Genomic DNA, 13485 nt, shown 5'->3' on the forward strand with positions numbered 1-13485 from the left:
AAGCTGCCTGACGAATCAGCGAAACGCCCGTGTTCTCAACGTGATCTTCCAGTTCGATTTCTTTAGCGATCGTCACCCCGTCATTGACGATCTGCGGTGCGCCAAACTTCTTCTCCAGCACCACGTTCCGACCTTTGGGACCGAGGGTGACTGCAACTGCTTCAGCCAGGATGTCCATGCCTTTTTCCAAGGCACGACGAGCATTTTCGTTGTAAATGATGCGCTTAGCCATAGTTAAACCAACTTAAGTCCAGTAAATACAAATCAGCAAATTCAGCAAGCAAATTCAGAAAACAGTGGAGCGTAATCGTTCAGAAACTAGGAAACGATCGCCAGAATGTCTTTTTCAGACAAAAGTACATACTCTTCGGTGCCGAGTTTGATGTCGGTTCCGGCGTACTTGGAGTACAGCACTTTGTCACCAACTTTGACTTCCGGCTCTTGGCGGTTGCCATCTTCGCCGCGCTTTCCAGGACCCACAGCGGCAATTTCACCCACCTGGGGCTTTTCTTTTGCCGTATCGGGCAGATAAATTCCACCAGCGGTCTTCTCTTCAGATGCGCTGACCTTCACAAACACACGATCGCCCAATGGCTTGACGGTACTAACGCTCAGAGATACTGCTGCCATATCAAGAATTCTCCAAATATCAGAGTAGGTGTGTAGCATTGCTCAGCAGAAATCCGGTTCCTTGGCAGAACCAGTGCATAGCTTGGAAAATAAACAGCCTTGCAATCTGCTTCAGTTTGTCAAGTAATTTCTTGAGCGAGAGTTTAAGGTTTAGCACTCTCAACCCCTGAGTGCTAATTTAGCGGAACGAGACAGACAATTGCAACCGATTGACACCCCCCTTTTGGAGTACGGGTTCCCGAACTGGGGTAGGATGCGCGCTGTAAAGTAGCCTTTTTGGCGCATTGAGCGCGGTTGAATCTAAAGCCCAAATCTAAAACCAGCATTGTTTCAGCCCTGCGAGTTTTATCGCTGGCACGGGCATTCTACTTAAGTAATTGTTCAAGTAATTCTTCAGACAGCCTAATTGCCTATTTCTAAAACTAAATTCAGCAAGATTTCCGTTTCATGCATCAGTATTTATCAAAAAAATTGCTGCTGCTTGCAAGATAACTATCCAGCTATGGGTATATTTCCCCTAGATTTCTGAGGATGGTCTGTCTCTACCCGCCTTCCAGTTTCGGTATTTAAGCAACTTCTAAAAGATTTACAAAGTTAATTTCTCAAACGTTACAAGTTTCGCTTTTTGCTGCTCCCACTTCTGACCGCATTTACCCATGACTGAAATTCGATCGACGCTCATTGTTGTTGACCCCGCCGTTGCAGACTATCAAACCCTGCTGCAAGGAATTGGGTCAGATGCAGAGGTTGTTTTGCTCGATCCGTCCCAGGATGGCATTGCTCAAATTACGCAGCTTTTAGCGGCGCGGCGCGATCTGCTCAGCCTACAAATTGTGTCTCACGGCAGCGAGGGTGCGGTGCAATTGGGTTCGGCACATCTCAGTGGGTCAACGCTCGGTCAATATGCGCTCCTGCTTCGGCAATGGTCAGCTTCTTTTCGTCCGGGTGCGGATCTGCTGCTGTGGGGCTGTGATGTAGCGGCGGGAACCGTGGGGCGATCGTTCCTGACTGAGTTAAGCCAGCTCACCGGGATAGATATTGCCGCCTCAACTAATGTGACAGGCAGTGCCGCACTGGGCGGAGACTGGACGCTAGAAGCCACAACCGGAGAAGTTACGACGCCGATCGCCTTCTCACCCCAAGCACTCGAAGCCTACAGCCAGAAGCTCGCAACCTTTAATGTGGGCAGCTACGACGATCTGATGGATGCGATCGACGATGCAAATAGCACCGCAGGCGATGATGTCATCAACATCACGAACGACTTTGATATCATCGGTGCTTTGCCAAATATCAAATCGAACATTCGCATCCTGGGCAACAACAAAACCCTCAACGGCCAGGACCATCGTATTTTTACCGTTGAGAGCGGGACAGTTCTGATTGAAAACCTGACGCTTGATGGGGGCACTGCAAAAGGAGCAGACGCAACCCTGCCCGGACAAACCGGAGGACTAGGAGAGGGCGGCGGACTCTTGATCATCGGTGGCAACGTTACGCTAGTTCGCGTCGGGTTTCAAAACAACAGCGCAATCGGCGGCACGGGTGGCAATGCTCCCGGTGAAACGGGCGGAAAAGGAGGAGATGCGCGAGGCGGAGCCATTTCGATTCAGGGTGGTTCACTGCGCTTAGCTAGTGTGACATTTAATGGCAACGCAGTTTCGGGCGGAAGCGGCGGCACGGGCGCAACCGTAGGAGCTTCTGGGACTGGAGCTGCTAGGGCACTGTTTGTTAACAACGGTGTAACAGTAATTACAGAGGGCGATCCGGCTTACAACGGCGATACGGTTGTCGGGTCTGTGGTGAAAGTGAATGTGCCCAGAGCGACGATCGCCCGGTCTGCTGCTCCGCTTACGGCTGCCAATGTAGTGGACTACACCGTGACCTTTGACAGTGATGGCCCGATCACGGGGGTAGATGCGACCGATTTTGAGCTGACTCCTGGCTCGATCAGCGATGCGGCGCTCGTGCCAAATATTACCGGGTCAGGCAAAACCTACACAGTCTCGATCGAAACAGGAACCAGCCTCACCGGAACCATTGGGTTGCGGCTGCGCGATAACGACTCGATTACCAGCACAATTTCCACTAATAGAGGAAATATTGTTGTTCCATTGGGTGGCACGGGAATCAACAACGGCAACACATCCGGCGCAGCCTACCAGATCGATCGCACCCCTCCAGGTGTTTTGTCGATTAATCGGCTCGATGCTCAAAACCTAACTGCGGCAGACCAGGTTGCCTATCGCGTGGTGTTTTCCACAGGCGTGAGCGGGGTGACGATCGATGATTTTCAGCCTGCTGCCGTGGGCATTACCGGAGCAACCATTACAGGCATTACCCCGATCAGCGCAGACACTTATAACGTCACCCTAAATACGGGAACTGGGAACGGCACGCTGGGCTTAAACCTGATTGACAATGACTCGATTCAGAATAATCTGAACGTGAAGCTAGGCGGCACAGGAGCCAATAACGGCAATTTCACCAATAGCCAAACCTACTCGATCGACAAAACGCCGCCCCTGGCTTCAGGAATTACCGTAGAAACCCCCAACCCCACCAATGCCGATCGCGTTGATTTCACAGTCAACTTTACTCAACCCGTCACTGGGGTCGATAAGGGTGATTTTGTCCTGGCGACGACCGGAGGCGTGAGCAATGCTCAGATTACAGACCTGGTGGAACTCAATCCGGTAACCTATCGCGTTACGGTCAACACGGGCAGCGGCGATGGCAGCCTGGGACTAAACCTGAAAGACGACGACTCGATTCGTAACGGGCTAGGAGTGGCATTGGGCACTGCCGGAAACGATAACGGCAACTTCACCGGACAGGTTTACACCTTGATCAAGAGTGCGCCGATCGTTTCATCAATTACGCCGATTAACCCCAGCCCCACTGCAGCCGCCACTGTCAATTACGCCGTTTCATTTACCCAGGATGTGCAGGGTGTTGATCAGCGTAGTTTTGCCCTTCAGGGAATTCCTGATGCTCAGATTACGGGGGTGAACGGCAGCGGCAAGAGCTACACGGTCAGCGTGAATACGGGCAGCAGCAGCGGCAATTTGCAGCTTAATTTGATCGACACCGACCTGATCCGCAATAACATCGACGTACCGCTGGGTGGAGCAGGGGCAGGAAACGGAAATTTCCTCGGCGGTTCCTATAGTGTGAACAAAACGCCTCCCCGCGTTGCCTCGATCACTCGTCTGGAAAGCAATCCGCTGAACGCTACCAGCGTCAACTTTGCGGTCATTTTCAACGATGCGGTTTCGAGAGTGGATGCCACTGACTTTAGCCTTGCTACTACAGGCGTGACTGGAGCCAGCATTGCGTCGGTCACGCGAGTTAACGACAGCTTCTACACGGTTGCGGTGAATGCGGGCAACAGCGACGGCACGATCGGCTTAAACCTGATCGACAATGACTCGATTATCAACACGCTGGGAGTCAACCTGGGTGCGGCAGGAATCGGAAACGGCAATTTCACCGGAGAAGTTTACACGATCGATCGCACGGCTCCTGTTCCAACCATTGTGCCCGTCACCCCCCAAACCCGCCGCGAACAGGTCAACGCTATTACGCTGCAATTTAATGAAGCGGTCGCTGGGCTGGACATCAACGATTTGCGGCTCACCAAAGACGGCAATCCGGTGAATCTCTCTAGAGCCACACTGAATAGTGCAGACGGCATCACCTGGACCTTAGGCAACCTGCGAAAGCTAACCAACGGGCAGGGCGACTATCGGCTCAGCCTCACCGCAGGCGATACGGGTATCAGCGATCGGGCAGGCAATCCGCTGCAGGCAAACGTGGCAGAGCGGTGGACGAATCTGGTGACAGTCAAGATTTGTGATCCGGGCATCACGCGGCGCGGCACCAAAGATGCAGACCTTCTGGAAGGCACAGAAAACAGCGACATTCTGAGCGGACGGGGCGGCAACGATACGCTGGTCGGCTTAGACTGTGACGATCGCCTTGACGGGGGCAAAGATAACGATCGCCTCGACGGGGGCTTGGACGACGATGTGCTGCTTGGCGGTTCGGGCAATGACATTCTGATTGGCGGCAACGGTCAGGATACACTTTCTGGCGGCTCAGGAGCCGATCGTATTATCTTCGCGGGTAGCAGTCCCGCCGCAGCCCTGACCACCTCGCTGGCAAATGCTCCCGATCGGGTGCGGAAGTTTAATGCTGAGAAAGGCGATCGCTTTGAGCTGGACTTTGACAATAATCTGCGATCGAGCGATCGTCTCAGAGGGCTATTTAACGCCGGACGAGTCAGAGGAAAAACCTTGGAGCAAGCCAGCCGCAACGCCTATAAAGACAAGAATCAGCGCAGCCAGGGTCAAAAGCTCCATGGAAATGAGGCGGTCTTTTTTAACTGGCGCGGCAATACCTATCTGTCGGTCAATGATACGGTCAAGGGCTACAGCGCAAACCGCGACCTGGTTATCGATGTGACAGGCATCCGGTTCAATCCCGGAAACAGCGGAGCAGGTGTGTTAACGACGGTAGATTATTTTGCCTAACCGTTACAAAATCTTCTCCAGTCCATACACCAACTGCTTAAGCTGAATTACCTTGCGGATTGACAGCAGCACACCCGGCATATAGCAAGCCCGATCGCTCGTATCATGCCGGAGCGTATAAATTTGCCCTGGTGCACCAAAAATCACTTCCTGGTGAGCGATTAGTCCTGGCAGGCGAACGCTGTGAATCCTGATGCCGGACTCGGTTTCTGATCCTCTTGCTCCAGGGAGCTTTTCGGTTTCCTGAACGCTGGGTGGGTTAAAGGGCTTACCAAATTCTTCTAAAAGCTGAGCCGTCTGAATCGCGGTTCCACTGGGCGCATCGGCTTTTTGGTTGTGGTGCAGCTCAATAATTTCAACGTGGTCGAAATACTGCGATGCCTGAATTGCCGCCTGCTGAAGCAGCACCACCCCGATCGAAAAATTCGGAATAATCAAACAGCCTGTACTGGCTTTATCGGCAAACTCGCTCAGTTCTTCAATCTGCTCCTCGCTCAGCCCGGTTGTGCCAATTACCGGACGCACCCCGTAAGCGACCGCTGCCCGCACGTTGTCATACACCGAATCGGGGTGGGTAAAGTCCACCATCACCGCAAGCTGCTTTTCCTGTGCTGCCATTGCCAGCGTTGCTTCCAGATCATTCAGCACCGGAATTTCTAGCGCACCACAGCCGACAATTTCGCCAATATCCTCCCCCTGAATTTCTGGATTGCGATCGATCGCGCCCACCAGCGTCATATCATTCGCTCCGGCGATCGCTTTCACCACTTCCCGCCCCATCTTGCCTGCTGCACCATTCACCACTACCGGAATTGGATCTGCCATAAGTTCCCCGCGATTCAACACAGGCAATTTTAAAGCAACGCAGACGACAGGGGGGACAAAGCAGCAGGAAATTAAATCCCGCTCAGATTCTGCTAAATAAAAAATTCAACCTGGGGCTTCGGCGGAATATACTCTCGCCGCTCCAACTCTTCTAAAACTTTCGCAATGCTCTCTTCCGGCGTTTCCCGATCGGTATAGCAAACGATATCAGGATTGGTCGGCTCCTCATAGGGATCGTCTATTCCGGTAAAGGCTAGCAGTTCGCCTGCCCGCGCCATTGCGTATAGCCCTTTAGCATCCCTCAATTCGCAAACTTCGATCGGCGCATTGACATAAACTTCGATGAAATCTTCGATCGATTGCCGCATTTCTTCACGGGCATCGCGATAGGGACTGATGGTTGCTACGATCGCAATCACCCCGTTCCGGCTGAGCAGATTTGCCACAAAGCCAATCCGCCGCATATTCGTGGTGCGGTCTTCGCGGCTGTAGCCCAATCCTTTGGAAAGATTGGTTCTGACGATATCACCATCCAGAACTTCGACCGGGCAGGCACGACGCTTTAGCTCACGCTCTAACCCCTTTGACAGGGTTGTTTTACCTGCTGCGCTGAGTCCAGTCAACCACAGAACCAATCCTTTCCGTTCCATAGGTTCTTCCCCTTGCGACTTCATCCAAATTGAATCCCGATCGAGCGTTTGTGGTCTGCGAAGTCGGTTATCAAATACAAGATTTTCCCTGATATTTCCCTCGAATCTGGGAATCAGACTAGTTCTAATTTAGACGCTGCAAGGATGCGATGTCCAATCAGCCATTTTAGCCAGCCAATCACACCTCCTTTTGGAGTGCGCTGCTCTTGCTCTGTTCCTGAATCAATATCTGGATTCATTTCGGGAGCGATCGCGATCGATCGAGCATTCGTGGATTGAGCAAGGTCAATTTCATGACGAGTATTTGCACGTTCGGCGACTCCAAAAGTCGCGCCATAGGTCAGTAGGATTGAGGGTCTCTAGGGGGAAGGGCTTTAGAGGGAAGATCTGCGTCGCATTGCAAACAGCAGACCCAACCCAGACGGCTGCGATCGCTGCATTCGCCGAGCAGGACTGGTGAATTGTTCCAGCCCCAGCAGCACACCATTCACTGACCAAGCCAGGGCTGCCACCGCGATCGACCCTGCCCAGATTTTGTCGTAGCGTCCGGTTTGAGCGATGCCTTCAAATAAAAGCGTTCCTAGTCCGCCTGCCCCAAACTTCGCGCCGATTGTTGCAATGGCAATCACCACGATCGCCGCCAACCGTACCCCGGCAAGAAACATGGGCAGCACCAGCGGAACCTGCACGCGCCACCATCGCTGCCAGGCATTCATTCCCATTGCCCGCGCCGCCTCCATCACCTGTGGCGGAATTGCCTGAAGCCCAATCGTAAGACTTCGCACCAGAATTACCTGACTATAGATCACCATTGCCGCAATCACCGATCGCGCATTCAGTCCTAAAAACGGAACCAGCAAAATGATCAGAGCCAGACTGGGAATCGTGTAGAGCAGCCCTAACCCACCTAGAACCGGAACCCTAAGCCAGGGCAGTCGCGTGATCAGCAGCACGATCGGCACTGCAACCAGGATTGCCAGAATTAGCGTTACACCCGTCATCGCCAGATGCTCCAGCAGCAAATTCCAAACGATCGACGGGTTTTTGAGGATATAGGTCATGGTCCATATAGAATTGATCGGCTGAGAGGCGGTTCGGAGAACGATCGCACCTTGTTCAAACCTCCTCTCATGTTAAAGGCTTGAGATACTCCTGAATTAGATCCAGCCTTGTGCAGGCGATTGAAGTATAAAAAATGGAGTGCAGGGGCAGAACTCTGTACGGCGAGAAAGCCCCCCCACCCCCGTACCTTACATACCCCCGTACCTTACATAAATGAAAAACGCTGTAGGTTAAGTTGAGATAGGTGAATAGCGATAGGTTGATGATTTGCGATCGCTCTAGTCCACCTTGGTAAACGTCCATTCCAAGATGTCGATTGGAGCGGACTGAAGGACTTGCACTAATTCCTGATTGTTCTTAAATTGAAGCTGTTTCACATGGCAAGCTTCCACATTCACCGTGAATTCGTCTTCTTCAAAACACCAGGGTTCGACCGTTAGTTTGCCGTCTTTGAGCTGACGCACATCATAGCGAATGTCATCGATGCCACTTGTAATTTCCAGGGCGCGTTCCATATCAGGAATTTTTTGCTGTACCAGAATCAGGGAGAGCCGATCGCACCAGCGCATAAACTGATAGGCCCGTTCTGCTTCGTCTTTGCTGATGCCCAATTCTTTTTGATAGCGAGTTTGCAGTTCGATTTGCTCGTTCAAAAACTCATCCCATTCGGGAGAAGCTCCCCACTGAGTCTGACTTAGAAAGGTCAGGTGTTTTGAAGTTAGCAGCGTCACGAAGCGTCCTCGATAGCGGGCACTGGTGATTTGACCCCGCATACTGGCGATCGACTCTTTATCCGGGATGTGAGCCAGCGTGAAGTCCAGCGGTGCGCCTGCGGGGGTGAGTTCGTTGCCGTCCCATTCTTTCTCCAGATCGTCGTGGTGAGAAATTGCGGCGATCGTTTCATAGAGTCGAATCGGGGCATTCGATCGCTCCCAGTGTCCGGCAAGTTGGGCGGCTAAAAGGGCATGGGCACGGTGGTAGATAATTTGCCAGCCGTCTTCTACTAAGTTGGAAATCATTGCAATCTCTCGAAATTGAACTACTGACTTCATTGAAATTGAATAAGCTCATACAAAAGGGCATAGCCGTGCCATGCCCTTCGGTTTCAGGTTAGTCCTGAATGTTTAGCTTGCTGCGATCGAACCGCCAATTGCCGCCGTTACTGCGGACACGACCGCGGTAAAGAATAGCCACCAAGCAGCCGTTGCCGCTGCTTTGCGAGTTTCGTCAAGCTGACGCTGCGCCTGATATTTAACGGTTTCAACACGACGCTGCGCTTCCATTTGTACCCGCTCTGCCCGTTGCAGAACACCCACCCGTGCCGATTCGATTTGATCCACAATGCGGTGGGCGTACTCGTTGGGAATGTCGGCGCGTGACCCCAGGATTGCCATCATCGTGCCGCGATCGAAATGGCTTAGACGATCGCGAAGGGCGTCAAAGCCAGCCTGCGGATCGTCAAACAGTTGCAGCACGTCGCGCTTGATGCCTTCGTAGTTGAGTTCGGGGCGATCGAGCGAGTTGAGGTAGCTGCGAATCCGATCGAGGATGTTGTCGATCACCGACTGAATGCGGTACTGCACCTGTCGAATCTGATCGAGGAACTGCATTAGGGTCGAGTTGACCTGATCAACAATTCGCTCGGCTTCTTCACGGGAGATGTCTTGACGTTGAGACATCAGCGCAATCAGCGTCGATCGATCAAAGCGAGACAGGCGATCGCCCAACTGGTACATTCCGGCTCTCGGATCGTTCAGCAGGGTTTGCAGATCGCGCTTGATGCCTTCAGGATTCAGCTCTTCCTTGTTGGTATTCCGCAGGTAGTCTTCCAGCATCGACTCAAAGCCCATTACCTGCTGCTGCGTTCTCAGCGCGAGACGGCGGGGGCTGCGGCGAATCTGGGCGATCGAGTTTTGCACCTGATCGATAGTCCGGTTCACCTGATCGGAGCTGAGATCCTGACGCTGACTGAGCAACTGCACCAGCGTATCGCGATCGATGCTGGCAAGTCTGCGGCGTAGGGCGAGCGATCCTTCCTTCGGATCGTTCAGCAGAGTTTGCAGATCGCGCTGAATCCCTTCGGGATTGAGGGCTTCTTTGTTGGTGTTCCGCAGATATTGAGCCAGGGTTTCGAGCGTTTGATTGGTGCGATCTTTCACCGTATCCACTGCGGTTTGCGGTGCGTGAACGACCGAATTCCAATTGGACTCAACCTGACCCACAATCCGATTGGCTTCGTCGTCGGTCAAATCTTGACGCTGGCGCAAAAGCTGTACGACGGTATCGCGATCGAAGTGACCTAGCCGATTCCGCAAGGAAGAAATGCCCGTCTGCGGGTCGTTCAGCAAAAGCTGCAAATCGCGCTGAATCCCTTCAGGGCTAAGTTCGGCTTTGCCTGTGCTGCTGAGATAGTTCGCAAAGCGATCGCGCAGCGTGGTGAGTCGCTCTTTTGCCTGCTGATCGAGCGATCGAGATTCTTCTAACGCCTGATTGCGAGTGGCTTCCAGCGCGTTTAGAATCGTTTCTGTTTCCTCGGGCGTGAGATCCTGACGCTGCATCAGCATTTGGCGCAGGGCATCACGGCTAAAGGGAGCCAGACGCACTGAAGTGGTTTCGTACTCTGCTTCCGCATTGTGCAGAATCGCATAGAACGCGGGCAGAGTGCTGTTTGAGAACAACTGCTCCTTGGGCGTCAGCGTGAGATAAATTTCGATCCGCTGCTGCAAATCAGTCGTCACCTCGCGCTCTTTTTCGGCTCTAGCCGTGGTAATCACTTCCTGCCGAATGCGCTCAAGCTGGTCAGCGATTTCTTCAACCCGAGACGGCGTAAACACACCCCGCGACGAAAGTAGCTGCACAAACAGGGCACGATTCAGACGCGAAACCTGATCGATCACAGCGTCGGGGTCGGCTGCCGGATCATACAGCACTTCGCGGAATTCGCGATCGAGCCGTTCGGGAGTCATCTGCCAGGAATAGGTATTCAGCAGATAGTGTTCCACATCGGTGCGAATCGGAGATGGCTGATTGTCGCCTTTCACCTGCGACACCGCTTTGCTAGTTTGCTCCGAAACGGTTCCTGAAGCAGATTTAAGGCGATCGACAATTTGGCTCACGTTAATGTCAGACAGATCGGTGCGCCCCATCACCAGGCCAATCAGCGTATTCAGACCTGTCATTGCGGTCTGCTGCATCATGCCCTGGCTTGCACCCGCATTGCTACCTGTGCTTGCAGTACCGGCTGTACTGGCTGCATTGTTTGCGGCATCCGCTGCGCTACTTGCTGCACTACTCGCGGCATTCACCGCATTTGTAACATTGGCTGCCAAGGTCGTATTGTTGGTTTGCGCCTGACGCAGTTCATCCGCAAGGCGATCGATCTTGCGGTTCAGTTCGTCGATTTGAAGCTGTCCGGGCTGCGTGCTTTGCAGATAGTTGGTCAGTTCGGACATTTGATCGCGCCGCTGACGCTTGCCCAGCGTTTGCCGCCAAGTCCCTTCCAGCAGATCCGCAAATCGATTCACTTCCTGCGGTGAGAAGTCGGTGCGACGGCTGACCAGATCAACAAATGTTTGGCGATCGATCTGGCTCAGGCGGTTGTTGTCTGCCAACGCCTGAACTTCTGGATCATCCAGCAAACTTTCAAAATCACGTCGTACCTTAGTCAGGTCGTAATTAGGCAGGTTGAGTCGGTGCACGTAGTCTTCGATCGACTGGCGGATCTGCGAAGGGTCGATCGCACTGCCAATCTCATTGCGAACGGCTGATGCCACTGCTTCTGCGGTCGAAACTGCCTGCCGCTTTGCCATTTGTCCGCCGATCGCTGCCGTTGCCGTGTTGAAAACTGACTGGAAACCGGAAGTGGCTGCCTGCACGACCGAACCCACCATCGAGCCAACGGTCGTCGAGCTAAACCAGACCAGCAGCGAAAAGTAAGCCGCCCAGATCACCAAACCGACGATCGCCCCCAGCCCAGAGCTGGTCAGCAGACTGAGCTGCACTGCCAGATAACAGGCAATAAACAGAGCTAAACTTACGCTGATCAGCGTCCAGAGACCGACGCCAAACCCGATCTTGCGAATTGTGGAGCCAACGCCAGAATCATGGTCATCATCGTGATGGCTCGATCGACTCGATTGATGATCAGGATCGGTTGAGCGACCCAAAATTGAAATGCCTGCTGCGACCGAAAGGTTGGTTAGCACCAGCTGAATCGCAAATGCCAGCAGGATTCCAGAAATCAAAGCAACGAAAAACTGCGGTCCTGAAAACAGAACCGAGGTTTGTTCGGGGCGAGCCAGGTTTGGATCGACGGGAACTTGTGCAATCCAGGACAGCCTTCCCCAAGACTCCATAACTGTGAACGAATGAACCATGTCCGTTTCCTTCTAATACAAAACAAATTCACGCAAAGAGCTTGCGCGAGGCTGACGATGCGGAGCAGTTCCACGTGAGGGCGATCGCAGCACAGCAAAAATGAATATTCCTAATAGAGTAAGAATCTCTTTGATTGGGGAAATTTTCATCTCCCCCAGGTGAGAAAGACCCGCCTACTCAAGCCTGGATTGTAAGCACGATCACCAGTAGACGGGCAAATGCTGAACCGATCGAAGTAGGGAAATGCAAAGCAATAACGACAAATTGTGCTAATCGAAATAATTAACAAAAAAATAGCAATAGATTCGATGAAACCCGTTTTTTACCGGATTATGACGATCGAAATCTATTGCTGATTTGTTAGGAGAGAGTCTAGGGTAGGGGAAATCAAACAGGCTGTGGTTATGCTTCTTCCCAGAGTTTGCGAACTACGCCTGGCAGAGCTTCAGCCACTTCCTGAATTCGTTCTGGCGATAGCTCGTCCTTAGTAGCTGAGAAGACCGCTTTAACGACCGTTTCTCGATCGGTGGTTGGCGGTAAGCCTCCCTCATTTGCCACGCGGAACAAGAAGCGATCGTCGTCGATCTTCAGCAAAAATCCGGCATTGTCATGCAGCGGCGGACGAAAACGACTGATAAAGGCAACCAGCGGATTGGTGTCATGCCATAAATCGCTAATTTCCATTTTCAGAGCCTTGTTGTCGGTTGGCAGAACCTCTTCGTGCAGTTCAGATTCAACGCGATCGGCAGCTTCTTTGGTCAACAGATCGCGCATGACGCGGAAGACCACTTCGGTCAGGTCGCGGGCATCGAACAAATCTGGCAGACTGCCTTTAACCATCACCTTTTCCAGGAACGGCTTATCCTTATCGAGGATCGGCACGCTCGGACCTTTCTCGATCGCTTTGGGCGGTTTTGCCTTCATTTCTTCCAGCATTTTGCGTCCCTTCTGGGTCAGCTCTGCCTTCTCAAATTCGATCAGGTGAGGCAAAGGACCATCGGACGAACCGAAGGTACCCGCAATCCGAAAGTCAAATTCCTTCGGGTTCACGGCATCCGGCACGTCTTCCTGATTGCCGTAGGCATTGCCGCTAAACTCAGCGTTGATATACTGCTCTTGGTTCAGGAAATCTAAATGTCCGAGAAGCTCAACCGGAGTCACTTCCATTCCGGCCAAATCCGTTTCAGTAATCTTTACTGGGTCTGGACCCGGGCCTTGATCGCTTTCATCGATCTTTTGCAGCAGCACATAAACCAAGTCATCACGAATAAAAATCGGCATTATCTTCTCCTGTGTGCTTCTCGCTTTGAAAATCTAAACAATTTTGATTGCAAAATTAATGGTTGTAAACCCAGCCTAAGGCTTAAAAATCGATCCTCGTTCTATTCTCGTTTTAATGACCTTTT

Annotated in this window: 9 protein-coding genes; 1 reads left to right on the forward strand and 8 read right to left on the reverse strand. The window is 52.4% G+C overall.

Going from position 1 to position 13485, the window contains the following annotated elements; genetic code table 11:
* Positions 1 to 232, reverse strand: a 232-nt coding sequence (locus H6F80_RS08590) for a TCP-1/cpn60 chaperonin family protein (protein ID WP_277879079.1), incomplete at its 3' end; no start/stop codon positions are given.
* Between the two features lie 86 nt (positions 233 to 318).
* The gene (gene groES, locus H6F80_RS08595; RefSeq protein ID WP_190791161.1) at positions 319 to 630 is read right to left on the reverse strand and encodes a co-chaperone GroES; all 312 of its coding nucleotides are present in this window, start codon (positions 628 to 630) and stop codon (positions 319 to 321) included.
* A 656-nt stretch (positions 631 to 1286) separates the two neighbouring features.
* Between groES and H6F80_RS08600 the strand changes: the two genes are divergently transcribed.
* A complete protein-coding gene (locus H6F80_RS08600) occupies positions 1287 to 5165 on the forward strand; it encodes a DUF4347 domain-containing protein (protein WP_190791162.1) in 3879 nt (1292 codons plus the stop codon).
* A 3-nt stretch (positions 5166 to 5168) separates the two neighbouring features.
* On the opposite strand, the gene dapB is transcribed toward H6F80_RS08600, so the two are convergent.
* The 6 genes from dapB to H6F80_RS08630 form a co-directional block, all read right to left on the reverse strand.
* A complete protein-coding gene (gene dapB, locus H6F80_RS08605; RefSeq protein ID WP_190791163.1) occupies positions 5169 to 5990 on the reverse strand; it encodes a 4-hydroxy-tetrahydrodipicolinate reductase in 822 nt (273 codons plus the stop codon).
* 92 nt (positions 5991 to 6082) lie between these two features.
* Entirely contained in the window at positions 6083 to 6664 is a 582-nt protein-coding gene (gene cysC / locus H6F80_RS08610; RefSeq protein ID WP_190791164.1) for an adenylyl-sulfate kinase, read from the reverse strand.
* Positions 6665 to 7014: 350 nt separating this feature from the next.
* A complete protein-coding gene (locus tag H6F80_RS08615) occupies positions 7015 to 7701 on the reverse strand; it encodes an ABC transporter permease (protein WP_190791165.1) in 687 nt (228 codons plus the stop codon).
* Positions 7702 to 7980: 279 nt separating this feature from the next.
* Positions 7981 to 8721, reverse strand: coding sequence for a DUF3891 family protein (locus tag H6F80_RS08620; protein WP_190791166.1), 741 nt, complete (start codon positions 8719 to 8721; stop codon positions 7981 to 7983).
* Between the two features lie 105 nt (positions 8722 to 8826).
* Positions 8827 to 12078, reverse strand: a complete 3252-nt coding sequence (locus H6F80_RS08625; RefSeq protein WP_190791167.1) for an MFS transporter — start codon at positions 12076 to 12078, stop codon at positions 8827 to 8829.
* Between the two features lie 403 nt (positions 12079 to 12481).
* Complete coding sequence (locus H6F80_RS08630) at positions 12482 to 13360, reverse strand: DUF2267 domain-containing protein (protein ID WP_190791168.1); 879 nt, start codon at positions 13358 to 13360, stop codon at positions 12482 to 12484.
* Positions 13361 to 13485 lie beyond the last annotated feature (125 nt).

It is taken from the genome of Leptolyngbya sp. FACHB-711 (genome assembly GCF_014695615.1).
Classification (GTDB): Bacteria; Cyanobacteriota; Cyanobacteriia; order Elainellales; family Elainellaceae; genus Leptolyngbya_A.